This window comes from Paenibacillus sp. FSL K6-2441 (genome assembly GCF_037964765.1).
Taxonomy (GTDB): Bacteria; Bacillota; Bacilli; order Paenibacillales; family Paenibacillaceae; genus Fontibacillus; species Fontibacillus phoenicis.
The window spans coordinates 3,207,892-3,221,587 of the sequence record NZ_CP150174.1 but is presented as its reverse complement, the minus strand read 5'-3'; the positions used below and the strand labels follow the sequence as shown (position 1 = coordinate 3,221,587).

At 52.9% G+C, this 13,696-nt stretch carries 8 protein-coding genes; 6 read left to right on the top strand and 2 right to left on the bottom strand.

Annotation, left to right across the window (positions count from 1 at the left end; translation table 11 throughout):
• The first annotated feature begins 47 nt into the window (after nucleotides 1–47).
• Nucleotides 48–1,610, top strand: coding sequence for a response regulator transcription factor (locus NSQ80_RS14800; protein WP_127575715.1), 1,563 nt, complete (start codon nucleotides 48–50; stop codon nucleotides 1,608–1,610).
• A 279-nt stretch (nucleotides 1,611–1,889) separates the two neighbouring features.
• On the opposite strand, the gene NSQ80_RS14795 is transcribed toward NSQ80_RS14800, so the two are convergent.
• Nucleotides 1,890–2,792, bottom strand: coding sequence for an IS1595 family transposase (locus NSQ80_RS14795; RefSeq protein ID WP_339299637.1), 903 nt, complete (start codon nucleotides 2,790–2,792; stop codon nucleotides 1,890–1,892).
• Between the two features lie 594 nt (nucleotides 2,793–3,386).
• On the opposite strand from NSQ80_RS14795, the gene NSQ80_RS14790 reads away from it, so the two are divergent.
• Nucleotides 3,387–6,248, top strand: a complete 2,862-nt coding sequence (locus tag NSQ80_RS14790; protein ID WP_339299635.1) for a glycoside hydrolase family 3 C-terminal domain-containing protein — start codon at nucleotides 3,387–3,389, stop codon at nucleotides 6,246–6,248.
• A 52-nt stretch (nucleotides 6,249–6,300) separates the two neighbouring features.
• Here the strand turns inward: NSQ80_RS14790 and NSQ80_RS14785 are convergent, their stop codons facing one another.
• The gene (locus tag NSQ80_RS14785; RefSeq protein ID WP_339299633.1) at nucleotides 6,301–7,206 is read right to left on the bottom strand and encodes an AraC family transcriptional regulator; all 906 of its coding nucleotides are present in this window, start codon (nucleotides 7,204–7,206) and stop codon (nucleotides 6,301–6,303) included.
• A gap of 134 nt (nucleotides 7,207–7,340) precedes the next feature.
• Between NSQ80_RS14785 and yicI the strand changes: the two genes are divergently transcribed.
• From yicI to NSQ80_RS14765, 4 genes are all read left to right on the top strand, one after another.
• Nucleotides 7,341–9,659 carry an alpha-xylosidase gene (yicI, locus tag NSQ80_RS14780; protein WP_323077202.1) on the top strand — a complete coding sequence of 773 codons (2,319 nt, stop codon included), beginning with the start codon at nucleotides 7,341–7,343 and terminating at the stop codon, nucleotides 9,657–9,659.
• Nucleotides 9,660–9,797: 138 nt separating this feature from the next.
• Nucleotides 9,798–11,582, top strand: coding sequence for a sensor histidine kinase (locus tag NSQ80_RS14775; RefSeq protein WP_339299630.1), 1,785 nt, complete (start codon nucleotides 9,798–9,800; stop codon nucleotides 11,580–11,582).
• Nucleotides 11,583–11,676: 94 nt separating this feature from the next.
• Nucleotides 11,677–12,657 (top strand): sugar ABC transporter permease, encoded by a 981-nt coding sequence (locus NSQ80_RS14770; RefSeq protein ID WP_339299628.1) that lies wholly within the window; start codon nucleotides 11,677–11,679, stop codon nucleotides 12,655–12,657.
• 17 nt (nucleotides 12,658–12,674) lie between these two features.
• Nucleotides 12,675–13,580 carry a carbohydrate ABC transporter permease gene (locus NSQ80_RS14765; protein WP_009224200.1) on the top strand — a complete coding sequence of 302 codons (906 nt, stop codon included), beginning with the start codon at nucleotides 12,675–12,677 and terminating at the stop codon, nucleotides 13,578–13,580.
• Nucleotides 13,581–13,696 lie beyond the last annotated feature (116 nt).

The window sequence follows — 13,696 nt, the reverse complement described above, 5'->3', positions numbered from 1 at the left end:
TCTAATGCTGGGGAAAACAAAATTTTTTCCGGCCGGAGGAATGCAAAATGATTAAAGTGCTGATTGTTGACGACGAACCGAAACTTAGGGAGGGTCTGCGGACCTTTATCGAATGGGGAGCCTATGACTACGAAGTTGTGGATACGGCGGCCAACGGGAATGAAGCGCTGGAAAAGTATCAGCAATATCATCCCGATCTGGTCGTGGCCGATATCCGCATGCCGGGGATGGACGGGTTGCAATTGATCGAGAAGCTCCGCACGCAAGATCCGAATTTGCATATTTTGATTCTTAGCGGTTACGCGGATTTTAGTTATGCCAAGAAGGCGATGACATACCGGGCGGATGGTTATTTGCTGAAGCCGGTAGATGAAGATGAACTCAAGGATTATCTTTGGAGAATCAAGCTGACGATCGACGAAGAGAAAGCATCCGAGCAGTGGAAGCACGTCACAACGGAGTGGAACCGGGAAGCGTTGATCCAGTCCGTGCTGACCGGCGAAGACGAAGAGGACCCTACTCCGCTATGCGAGCGGGCTCATGAAGTAGGTATCAGCGGCAAGGTGTTTCAAATTTTGCTGCTTGCCCCGCAAATGGAAGGGGACGCTGATGCCCAAATTAACGCTCTGATCCGCAAAGCATTGGTCCGGCAGTTCGAGGAGCCTGGCCGCGGCTGGGTGTTTGCGATCCACTCGAAGTTTGGCGTCCTGCTCAAGGAGCCGCTTCTCTCCGTGGAGCTTGCGGGGATCTATCGCGAGCTTGCTGCCGAGCTGTCCGATTTAGGCATCCGCTATTCCGTGGCGCTTGGCGAGAAGGTGGGATGCATGGCGGAGATTCGGGAATCGTACCGGACGGCATGTGATTTGGTCCGCCGCCATTTCTTCCTTGATCAGGGAACGATCTTAACGCCGGACAGCCTGTCTGCCAGAACGGATGCGGGGGCTGGTGCGAGTGCGGGACCGGAGCTTACGACCGAAGAGCTGGGCGAGCAGCTCTTTTATGCGGTAGATATCGGTAATCGCGATGCCGTAAAATCTCTGCTGCATCAGCTGGGCGAAGCGTATAAGGCTGAAGGTGCGATGGAGAACGAAATCAAGAACCGTTATGTGGAGCTGCTGACCACGATTTTCAGTAAGGCGCTGAAGCAGTCGCCGGAGCTGCAAAATCGCAGCAAAGAGTTTTCCGACGGGTACTCGAAAATCCAAAAAGCCTACTCCATTCTGGAGCTAAACGGGCAGGCAGAGCATCTGCTGCAGCAGATCATGAACCAGCTCGGCGAAGACGGGAAACACCGCGAAGTCAAAATTATGTTGGATCTGATTCACCGGAACTATAACGAAAACCTCAAATTGGAGACGCTCTCCGGCATCTTCAACTATAACAGCGCATATTTAGGCAAATTGTTCAAGAACACGACCGGAGAATACTTTAACACGTACCTCGACAAGGTGCGGATCGAGAAAGCTAAACACTATTTAGAGGAAGGCCTGAAGGTCTATCAGGTGGCCGAAAAGGTCGGATACACCAATGTCGATTATTTTCACAGCAAATTCCGCAAATATGTCGGTACCTCACCTTCCGCATATCGCAAGCAGATGAACCATGCCTGATGCTACTCCATACGGCTCCTTTTTGAAGGGGCACTGATGTGTGTATTGGCCCTTTGCTATCGGGGCATATAGTCCATCGGCGGCGCTCTTCTGACGATTATCCCGTTGAATCAGGGAGTGGAGAAAGAGAAAATAGAAAAGAGAGAATTTAAACTGAAACTGAAACGCTCGGATGAAAAAATAAGAGTCCTACACCAACTGATCCATAAGCCAGCCTGTCCCGAAAATGACCATTCTCGTACGTCTGTACGCCTAGCAGCCCGTTCGTTCAGCAGTGGATTAAGCCGCTGCTGCAATGGACGGGTATTTTTGTTGTCGGGCGATTAACTGACGGTATGGGATCGCTGGAATGGACAGGCACATCTGCAACAGGTTCCGGCGCATCTCTTCCTCGGAAAAGGTCATGCGCAGGTAACGGCGGACGGTGTACTCATTCAAATACGCCTGCAAATGTGTTAGCCCCAAGGCAATATATGTGCGCTTAAGCGAGTTCCATGTGGCTCTTACTTCTTTCCGCAAGGGCAAATACAGCCGATAAGCCAAATGGAACGACTGAACGGTGGAGGTATGGACTTCAATATGATCATGGATGAACGCGGCGAGATCATGCCGGTCGGCACGTTGTCCTCTTTTATGCGATATCAGCTGGATCTTCACCCGCTCCGGCTCGCCATATTCCGTGACCGTGCAGCCGGCTACAACCGCGGTGGCATATGGCTGAGCAGCCGGATGATAACGCGACGAATCATACGCATACTGATCGCAGTTTACCTTCACGTCTCCAGAGAGCAGATTCCGGGCATCACATTCACCGAGGGTATGGCGGATTTTGTGCAGCATGAGCCAAGCGGTCTTGTAGGTAACTTGGATCACCTGACTCAACCGCAGCGCCGAGATACCGTCGGGAAGCAGAAACAGCTCCATGGCTTGGAACCACTTCACCAAAGGCAGATGGGTTCTTTCAAAAATGGTGCCGAGCAAAGGTGAGGCTTGATAGCCGCATTTTCTGCACTCAAACAACGGAAGGCGTCGGGAGGACAGACGGGTGCACTCGGTATAAGCGCAGCGCGGGCAGACGAAGCCGTTTGGCCACTTCATAGCGATGATCGCCTCGATACAGTCGGACTCACTTCGAAAACGGCTGCTGATAGATTGAAGCTCTGCATTCGTATAAAAACCCATGCCCGATCCCTCCAATTTAAATCCCTCTAACTCAACAAATGCGTACATATGTTCTCTTTGTTATCATTATACCAAACACCTGTTCGTAAATCAAGAAAAATATCCCAAATAAACCATCTTATCTTCGTAAAAAACGGAATGATCAGCTCCATGAGCCACCTCATTTCTATCCCTCCTATGGATTTCCCAGTTCTGAACCAAAGGGATAATCGTGCAAAAAGGCTGCTAGAAGATCTCTTCCTCGATCTCCCCATTCTGAATAAAAGGGATATTCGTGAAAAGAGGTGCAGCTGGAAGATTCCCTTCCTCGACCCCCCCCGTTCTGAACGAAAGGGATAATCGCAGAAAGAAGGGCGCGAAATAGCCTATGGGGCTGCTGGAGAAGGGTGGATGACGATGGGGCCTTACCGGCGATGAGGCCATGCTGGCGATAGGACGTGCCGGCCATGCGATATTTTTATATGAAAAATGATCTAATATTCCGTGTATCGCTGAAAGAAGACGCGGACTATGATAGGGTGGTAGACCTGATGGTATAAGCAGTGACAAATTCTTAAGCGCTTACAATGAAATGTAGGAGAGCGAGGTAATTGTATGACGGACAACACGTACCAATATCCTTTTCAGAACCCTGATCTGCCGCTGGCGGAGCGGGTGGACGACTTGGTTAGCCGATTTACATTGGATGAGAAAATTGAGCTGATGTGCCAATTCCAAACGGAAGTGCCGCGGCTTGGCGTCAAAAAATACAAGCATGGTACGGAAGGCGCGCACGGCGTAGCTTGGTTGGGGGAAGCCACGTCCTTCCCGCAAAACACCGGACTAGCCTGCACCTGGAATCCCGAGTTGATGCGCCAAATCGGCTCGGTGATTGGGGATGAGGCCCGCGTGTATTTTCAGCGGAATCCGGAAGTGAACGGCTTGACGATCTGGGCGCCAACCGTAGATATGGAGCGCGATCCGCGTTGGGGCCGGACAGAGGAAGCCTACGGCGAAGATCCGCATCTCACGGGAGCGTTAACGACCGAACTGGTGAAGGGGCTGCAAGGCGATCATCCGTTTTATTACAAGGCGGTAGCCACGCTGAAGCATTTTTACGCAAATAACAATGAAATCGGTCGTGGCAGTGAATCGGTGAGCATCGATCCGCGCAACAAACGGGAGTATTATTTGAAAGCGTTTGAGCGGGCGTTCCGGGAAGGTCGCGCAGGTTCGATGATGACGGCTTACAACGGGATCAACGGTACGCCTTGCAACCTGAATTCGGAAGTCAACGAGATCGTCAAAGGCGAATGGGAGATGGACGGGTTTGTTGTCGGCGACGCCGGCGACGTCATGGGCACGGTGCTGGATCACAAATATGTGGAGTCTTATGCCGAAGCGGTTGCAGGGAGCATCAAGGCAGGCATCGACAGCATGACGGATGAGCAGCCGATTATGTTCCAGGCGCTGCGGAATGCGCTGGAGCAAGGATTGCTGGCTGAATCGGACTTGGACCGTGCGCTACGGAATGCCTTCCGCGTTCGCTTCCGGTTGGGTGAATTTGATCCGGAGGAGCGGAACCCGTACAGCCGCGTGCCGGAAGAGAAGCTGTGCGCACCGGAGCATGCGGCCTTGGCGCTAAAGGCTTCCCGCGAAGCGATCGTACTGCTGAAGAACGAAGGCTTACTGCCTTTACCGCAAACGTTAGGTTCTGTCGCGGTTGTCGGGCCGCTGGCCAATGAAGCCTATACCGACTGGTACAGCGGCACGCCGCCGTACCGCATCACCCCGCTTCAGGGCATTAAGAAGAAAATGGGCGATCGCCCCGTCCTGTTCGGAACTGGCCTGGATCGGATTCGCCTGCGCTCGGCCTTGACCGGTAAATATGTCCGGATCACGTCTGGCGAAGGAGCGGAAGCCGTTCTGGAGGCGACCGGCGAGAATGCGGCCGATGCGTCCGTTTTTGAGCGTAACGATTGGGGCTGGGGCTCCATCACGCTGCGGTCGGTGGAGAACGGCAAGTTCGTGACGGAGACCGAATCGGGATTGCTGACGGCGACGGCGAACGAAGCAAGCGGCTGGTTTGTCAAGGAAGTGTTCGACTTCCGCCCGGCTTTGAGCGGCAAGGTCGAGTTGAAGGCGTGGAACGGACGGCCGATCGTCTTGAACGAACGCGGCGGGTTGATTGCTGTGGGTGAGAATGTTTTTGATAATGCCGTGAAGGTGGATAGTCGCCTTCCAGGAGAACAATGGATCGTGGAAATTGTGGAGAGCGGGATCGAGCAAGCCGTACAGGCTGCCAAATCGGCGGAGACGGCGGTTGTCTTCGTGGGCAACAACCCGTTCATCAATGCGAAGGAAACGATCGACCGGGTGGACATCGTGCTTCCGCCGGCGCAGCAAGCATTAATTCAAGCCGTAAGAGCGGTGAATCCTAATACGGTGGTCGTCATCGTCGGCAGCTATCCGTTTGCAGTGAACTGGGAGAACGCGCATGTACCGTCGATCCTGTTTACCTCTCATTCCGCCCAAGAGCTGGGCCATGCCGTGACTGACGTGCTGTTCGGCGACTATAATCCGGCGGGGCGGTTGAATATGACCTGGTACCAATCGGTGGACCAACTGCCGGACATTATGGATTACGACATTATTAAGGGCAAACGGACTTATCAATATTTTGACGGCGAGGTGCTGTATCCGTTTGGTCATGGGCTTAGCTATACGACGTTTGAATATAGCGATCTTGCACTGGATCGGGCCGCGATAGGTCAGGATGGCGAGGTTCAGATTTCGTTTGATGTGCGTAATGCCGGGAACATAGCCGGGGACGAAGTGCCGCAACTGTACGTGCGAATCGGGCAATCGCGCGTGCCGCGGCCGCTGAAGACGTTGAAGGGCTTTACCCGCCTGCATTTGCAGCCGGATGAGACGCAGCGGGTGACCTTTACGCTGAAAGCAGAAGAGCTGGCGTTCTGGGACGTGACCCGAGATCGCTATTGCGTGGAGTCGGGCGAATATACGGTGATGGTTGGCCCTTCCTCGGACGAGATCGCCTTGACGGCAACGCTTCAGGTTGACGGCGAAACCGTGCCTCCGCGCTCGCTGCGTGAACCAGTCCGCGCGGTCAACTATGACGACTACGAGCAAGTTTTCCTCGATGAATGCCGTGAAGGCGGCGAATGCATCCGGCTGAAAAGCGAACGCGGGTGGATTGCCTTCCGTGATGTCGAACTAGGCGAAGGAGCATCCCGATTTGAAGCCCGGGTATCGGGGAATCTGAAGGGCGGTGAAATCGCCGTAACGCTGGATTCTCCGGATGGCGAGTCGGTGATCACCTGCAAGATCCTGCCTACCGGCGGTCGCCAAGCTTGGACAACGGTCACCGCAGAAGCCGCGGCAAGCTTGTCGGGCCGGCAGGATGTGTACCTGCATTTGCAAGGTGAAACGCAAATCAGCTGGTTCCGGCTGGGCTAAACCTACGGCTACTTCCTGTGATTACTTATTGAATCAACCGCAATCAGCGAACCTAGACCTCGACCGAAGCCTGCAGCCGCTTGCGGAATTCCGACGGCGAGCAGTTCATCGCTTTACGGAACACGCGGATGAAGTAGCTGATGTTGTCGAAGCCAACCTCCAGTGCGATATCGGAGATTTTACGTTCCGGATCGCGCAGCAGCTCGGCGGCCTGGCGGATCCGGTACGAATTGATGTAATCCATCGGCGTCTGCCGGGTCATCGACTTGAAGAAGCGGCAAAACTGGCCTTCGCTCATCGGAATCAGCGCGGCCAGCTCTGCCAGCCGGATCGGATGGCTGTAGTTGTGCTGGATATGCTGGATGACCGTCTTGAGCCGGTCAATCTTGGACGACTCGCTGCGGCTGCTGCTATGGGAACGGTTGACGGCCCGGCCGGTGGCCGCGATCTCCGCCAGCATCAAGAAGAGATGCCCTTTGACGGCGCCTTCATAGCCGGGCGATTCGGTGCTGCAGCTGCGCATCAACGCCACAATATGCTCCAGAAGAGCAACGTCTGCCGCTGTGTCGCGCCGGATATGGCGGGGAAACGTCGCCTTTCGTTCCTGCAAGGGCAGCACCAGATTCTCCTGGACCGCATCATAGTGTACGCTGGCCAGCAGCTGCGTATCAAACACGAGGGAGAAGAACGCGCAGCCCTGCTCACCATGCGCATGGGCGGCATGAATGTCTCCGCCGTCGATAAACACCGCTTCCCCAGCCCGAACCGGGAAGTAATCTGTATCGACCTGAAACAGCGTTTCGCCTTCAAGGCAATAGAAGAACTCGGCTTCATCATGCCAATGGCAGTCGATCACATGTTCACCGGGCCCGTAGCGGTACCAATAGGTTCCGAACGGCTGCCGCTCGTTGCCGTGACTCTTGCTCTCCTTCAGGGAGCGGCGGAGCGCTTGATCCATACAGGTCACCTCATCAAAATAGTGTTATATTTCGGCTTGATAATGTTAGTTTTATATTAGTGGTATCAGTATAATGCAAGTATAGAGCGTTTTCATAAGAAAAACAATGCGACGAGAAAGGCGGTATTCCACCCATGAAGTTTACCGATGGTAACTGGCTGATTCGCGAAGAGTTTACGCTTTCCACCGCGGTACAGGCCTATGATTTTCAAGTAAAAGATCATACTTTAATTGCCTCCGCCTCCACGACACCGCTTCGCGGCCGGGGCGATATGATTAATACGACATTGCTGACGATGCAGTTCCATTCCCCGTTGCCGGGGGTCATTGGCGTGAAGCTGATCCATTTTGCCGGGACGGTGGACCATGGTCCGCATTTTGAATTGGCGAAGGGCGGCGACCATGCCGAGATTACTGTGAACGAGCACTATGCCGAGTTGAAAAGCGGCAGCCTTAGCGTCCGCATCAACAAAGGCCCGCAATGGTCCGTGGATTTCTTCCGCGGCAACGATCGGATTACCGGCAGCGGCTACAAATCGATGGCGCATATAACCGAAAAGGGTGGCAACACTTATATGCGCGAAGAGCTTGACCTGCGCGTCGGCGAATGGGTGTACGGTTTGGGCGAACGCTTCACCTCGTTCCTCAAGAACGGTCAAGTTGTTGACATCTGGAACAAGGACGGCGGGACGAGCTCTGAGCAGTCCTATAAGAACATTCCTTTTTACGTGACGAATAAAGGATATGGTGTGTTTGTAAATGATCCGGGCGCGGTTTCGTTTGAAGTCGCATCGGAAAAAGTCAAAAAAGTACAATTTAGTGTTCCCGGCGAATCGATTGAGTATTTCGTGATCGACGGTCCGAAGCCAAAGGATGTGCTGAACAAGTATACCGATTTGACTGGCAAGCCTTCGCTTCCTCCGGCGTGGAGCTTTGGCTTGTGGCTGACGACCTCGTTTACGACCGATTATGACGAGGCGACCGTTAACTCCTTCGTGGACGGCATGGCGGAGCGCGACTTGCCGCTGCACGTCTTCCACTTCGACTGCTTCTGGATGCGCGAATTCCACTGGACGGACTTCAAATGGGACGAGCGCGTCTTTCCGGATCCGGTGGGCATGCTGAAGCGCCTGAAGGAGAAAGGGCTGAAAATCTGCGTTTGGATCAACCCGTATATTGGGCAGCGTTCCCGTCTGTTTGAGGAAGGCAAGAAGAACGGCTACCTGGTGAAAAAACCAAACGGCGACGTATGGCAATGGAACTTGTGGCAACCGGGCATGGCGCTGGTGGACTTCACGAATCCGGCGGCTTGCGAATGGTTTGCCGGATATCTGCGGGAGCTGGTCGATATGGGTGTCGACTGCTTCAAGACCGACTTCGGCGAACGGATTCCGACGGATGTCGTGTATCACGATGGCTCCGATCCAGTGAAAATGCACAATTACTACACGTACCTGTACAACAAAGTTGTTTTTGAAGTGCTGGAAGAGAAGCTGGGCAAAAATGAAGCCGCCTTATTCGCCCGTTCGGCAACCGTCGGCGGTCAGAAGTTCCCGGTTCACTGGGGCGGCGACTGCTACGCCGATTATGAGTCGATGGCGGAAAGCCTTCGCGGCGGCTTGTCGCTGGGTCTCGCCGGCTTCGGCTTCTGGAGCCACGATATCGGCGGATTTGAGAACACGGCTCCGGCGCATGTGTTCAAGCGTTGGCTGGCCTTTGGCTTGCTGTCCAGCCACAGCCGTCTGCACGGCAGCAGTTCGTACCGCGTGCCTTGGGCATATGACGACGAGGCGGTGGACGTAACCCGGTTCTTCACCAAGCTGAAATGCCGTTTGATGCCGTATATGTTCGACATTGCGGTTCAAGCGACGCAGCAAGGCGTGCCAACGATGCGGGCGATGTTCCTGGAATTTCCGGACGATCCGGCCGCCGAAACATTGGACCGTCAATATATGCTGGGCGACTCGCTGCTAGTAGCGCCGGTGTTCAGCGAACAAGGCGACGTAACTTACTACCTGCCGGATGGCCAGTGGACGCATTTGCTGTCGGGACAGACGGTGGAAGGCGGCAAATGGCGCAAAGAGAAATATGATTTCTTCAGCTTGCCGCTGTTCGTTCGTCCGAACTCGATTCTGGCGACGGGGGCAAACGACGTTCGTCCGGATTACGACTATGCGAATGAAGTTGAGCTTGGCTTGTATACGATCGAAGACGGGGCAACCGTATCCCGCACGGTACGGAACACCAAAGGCGAAGCTGAACTCCAAGTTACGGTCGTTCGCGAAGGTAAGCTTGTGAAGCTGACTGCAGAAGGCGCCGGCAAACCGTTCTACGTAACATTGCACGGCATGGGCGAAGCGGAGTCGGTGCAAGGTGCAGCGTTGTCCAGCAATGGTGCAGTAAAAGTTGATGCTTTCACAGGGAAAACCGAACTGCAAATCACCTTGAAATAATTGGTCCTAGACCTTAATCGCATCTTAATTTAATATGTGACAGGCATCCCCGGCGCACGGTACGTGCCCGGGGAAACTGAAATATCCCCTTTCCCTTTGACGAAGGGGATATTTCCATTTAGGTGAGAGGTGATCCGATTGTTAAGCAAACTGATTCGCATCACCAATAATTTGCGGCTGAAGCATAAGCTGCTCATTTCCTATATCGTCGTGGTCATGATTCCTGTCCTGATTGTCGGCGTAGCCGTAACCGCTTACTTTCGTAATCAAGCCATGGAACGGGCGATCGCTCAAACCACCAACAACGTCGAAAAGGTAAAAACCCGAACCGCTGCAATGCTTCGTGTGCCTATGGATATCTCCGATATTTTTATGCTCGACGAAGGGCTGGAGAAGATCGTTAGCACCACGTATCCCAATGTGTTAGAGCTGACCAAAGCGTATCTCAATTATAATGATTTTCGCGCTTATGACAGAACCTATCGTGAAGTCTCGGGGATTCGCTTCTATTACGATAATCCTACCTTGATCAACAACCTGGAATTAATCCCGGTGAACGAGGAAATCGAGGGCATGTATTGGTACCAGCAAGCGATGAAGAGCAAAGACATCGGGTGGTTCTACATCAACGACAATCAGGAGGTTCCGGTCAAGCGGCTGAGTCTCGTTCGGCAGATCTCTTTTAAAGGAACAAAGAAAAGCGGTGTACTCATGGTCATCATGAACCAGGAGGAACTGAACCGGATGCTGCAGCAAGAGCCTTTTGAGACGCTGATCACCGATGATTTAGGTTATGTTGTGGCCGCCAATAACCCGGCGATCGTCGGTAAAACGCTGGAGGATTTGGATTACGGCATCGACTTGCGAACCCAGCAAAAGGGGACGTTTCGGGTAGATATCCAAGGAGTTCCATCCTATCTCGTCATCGACACCTTGATCCCGGAATCCAGCATGAACGGTCTGAAGTTTATTTCCGTGTTTGCGACGAAGCCGATTGTTAAGGACGCAAATACCGTAAGCCTTGTCGGATTGCTGATTATCCTTCTCGTATTGCTGATCGCGCTGGTGTTCGTATACACCGTATCGTTCCTGACGACCAACCGGATGCTGCGATTGAGCCGGCACTTAAACCGTCTGGCCTTAGGGGACCTGAACGTCGTGTCGCGGATCGACGGGAATGATGAGATCGGACAGTTGTCCCGGCAGTTCAACTACATGGTGGACAGCATCCGCCGGCTGATGGACCAGGTCGTGGAGAAAACAGAACAAAACAATGCCCTGGAGCTAGCCCAACGCGAGATTAAGCTGAAGATGATGGCCAGCCAGATTAATCCGCATTTTTTGTTTAACGCTTTAGAGTCCATCCGGATGAACGCTCATCTCAAAGGGGACAAGGAAATTGCCAACGTGGTCCGGTTGCTGGGCAAGATGATGCGCAAAAATTTGGAGGTCGGCCGGGAAAGCACACCGCTGAAGGAAGAGCTGGAAATGGTCAGCTCCTATTTGGAAATTCAGAAGTTTCGTTATGAGGACCGGCTAACTTATACCTTGTCCATTGATCCCGCAGCCAGCTCTATTCGGGTGCCGCCGCTGATCATTCAGCCGCTCGTCGAGAACGCTGTCGTGCACGGGGTAGAGGACAAGGAAGAAGGCGTCCATGTGGAGGTGAATATCCAAAGGGACGAAGGATTAGTCCGGGTGTCGGTACAGGATAACGGAATGGGTATGACCCAGGAGCGGCTTGATGAGGTCATGCGCTTTATCTCCGGTACGAAGGAACCGGAACAGGGGCGCATCGGGCTGCGTAACGTGCATCAAAGGCTTGTCCTCTCCTATGGGGAAGAACATGGATTACAGATCGTCAGCGAGTATGGAGTGGGTACGAAGATCAGCTTTACGATCCCGGCGGGAGGCAATCTCTAATTTTTATATGGTTTTGTTTGAAATCTCTCGGGTATTTCGTCGGCCGCTCCTCCCTTATCATAAAGCTATAGCAGACAAGGGGGGAGAAATCGAGATGGAAACGCTGTCAACTCAGCCTGAAACCAGAAATGTAAGCGCAACCCCTAAGCCGCAGAAGAAGCGGAAGACCGGTATCTGGCGGAGCATTTTGCAGCAAAAGTACTTATATTTAATGTCCATGCCATTCGTGATCTGGTTGTTTGTATTCAACTACCTGCCGGTGTGGGGATGGACGATGGCTTTCCAAAACTATAAGCCGGCGAAATCCTTCTCGGAGCAAAAATGGGTTGGATTTAAAAACTTCGTGGATTTGTTCCAGGATGAACGGTTCTACCTGGTCCTCCGTAATACGCTGGCGATGAGCTTTATGGGGCTGGTCGCGGGATTCGTGATTCCGATCACCTTTGCGGTGTTGTTGAACGAGCTGCGCGGCAAATATTTCAAACGGACGGTTCAGACGATTTCCTACCTTCCGCACTTTGTATCTTGGGTAGTCGTCGCCGGGATCGTGACGAAAATGCTCTCGATCGACGGCGGGATCGTCAACGAGATTTTAGTTTCCTTGCATATCATTGACGAACCCATCCAATTCATGGCCCAAGGGAAATGGTTTTGGGGAATTGTAACCGCTTCCGACGTATGGAAAGAAACCGGTTGGAACGCCATCATTTATTTGGCAGCGATCACCGGCATCGATAAAGAGCTGTACGAAGCGGCACGGGTCGATGGAGCCGGACGTTTCCGGCAAATTTGGAACATTACGCTGCCGGGGATCCGGACGACGATTTCGGTACTGCTGATTATGTCGATCGGCCATTTGATCGGCATCGGGTTCGAGAAGCAGTTCCAGCTGAGCAACTCGCTCGTCACCGACTATTCCGAAGTGTTGGACTTGTACGCACTGAACTACGGTATCAATATCAGCCGTTTCTCCTATGGTACAGCCATCAGTATGTTCACGTCCGTGGTCAGCATCATCCTGCTGCTTACGGCCAACGGAATCATGAAGAAAACCACAAAAGAGAGCATCATGTAAAGGGAGGGAGAAGGGCGATGGCAAGTTCAAGCAGAGGCTTTAATGATACGCGGGGCGATAAAATCTTCAACATTTGCAACATCATTCTCATGAGCGTCATTTTGGTCATCACGTTGTATCCTTTCCTGAACGTGTTGGCGATCTCCTTTAATGATTCCACCGATACGGTTCGAGGCGGCATTTACATCTGGCCGCGGGAATTCACTTTGGAGAACTATAAAACGATCTTTAATTATTCCAGCCTGATTACCGGCTTTAAAATTACGATTTACCGGACGGTTCTTGGGACCGTGCTTGGCTTGATCAGCGCCTCAATGCTGGCCTATACGCTAAGCCGGCCGGATTTCAAATCCCGGAAGTTTGTATCCACCTTCCTGGCGTTGACGATGTACTTCTCCGGCGGTTTGGTTCCAACCTACATGCTGATGCGCCATCTCGATTTGATCGGCACGTTCTGGATTTACATCTTACCGGGCGTTGTCAGCGCGTTTAACGTGTTCGTTATCCGTTCCTTTATCGACGGGTTGCCGTATGCATTGCAGGAATCTGCCAAGCTGGACGGAGCCAACGACTTCACGATTTACTACAAAGTGATTCTGCCGCTCTGTAAGCCGGTACTGGCGACCATCGCCTTGTTCCTGGCGGTAGGCCAATGGAACTCTTGGTTCGACACTTATCTGTACAACGGGAACAAAGCGCATTTGACGACGCTTCAATATGAGTTGATGAAAATTTTACAAAGCACCAACCAAGGCGCAAGAATGATCAACGCCAACGATATGGCGAATCAGATGGCTCAGGTATCGCCGGAATCCATCAAAATGGCGATCACTATCGTTGTAACGGTACCGATCTTGATCGTTTATCCGTTCTTGCAGCGTTACTTCGTAGATGGGATGACGCTGGGCGCCGTCAAGGCTTAACCCTAGAGCCTGCCGGGCGGTAAGCCCGATGGATTAACGCCGCCAAATCCGCCTCCGCCGCAAGCTGCATCAGCGGCGGGGCGGCACTCGGCGGGTGGGAGTAATTTCTTTTTCAA

Excerpts from the sequence above, each read along its gene's own strand:
- yicI (WP_323077202.1), top strand. The coding sequence starts at position 7,341 with ATGAAGTTTACCGATGGTAACTGGCTGATTCGCGAAGAGTTTACGCTT.
- NSQ80_RS14770 (WP_339299628.1), top strand. The coding sequence starts at position 11,677 with ATGGAAACGCTGTCAACTCAGCCTGAAACCAGAAATGTAAGCGCAACC.
- NSQ80_RS14785 (WP_339299633.1), bottom strand. The coding sequence starts at position 7,206 with ATGGATCAAGCGCTCCGCCGCTCCCTGAAGGAGAGCAAGAGTCACGGC.
- NSQ80_RS14800 (WP_127575715.1), top strand. The coding sequence starts at position 48 with ATGATTAAAGTGCTGATTGTTGACGACGAACCGAAACTTAGGGAGGGT.
- NSQ80_RS14790 (WP_339299635.1), top strand. The coding sequence starts at position 3,387 with ATGACGGACAACACGTACCAATATCCTTTTCAGAACCCTGATCTGCCG.
- NSQ80_RS14795 (WP_339299637.1), bottom strand. The coding sequence starts at position 2,792 with ATGGGTTTTTATACGAATGCAGAGCTTCAATCTATCAGCAGCCGTTTT.
- NSQ80_RS14765 (WP_009224200.1), top strand. The coding sequence starts at position 12,675 with ATGGCAAGTTCAAGCAGAGGCTTTAATGATACGCGGGGCGATAAAATC.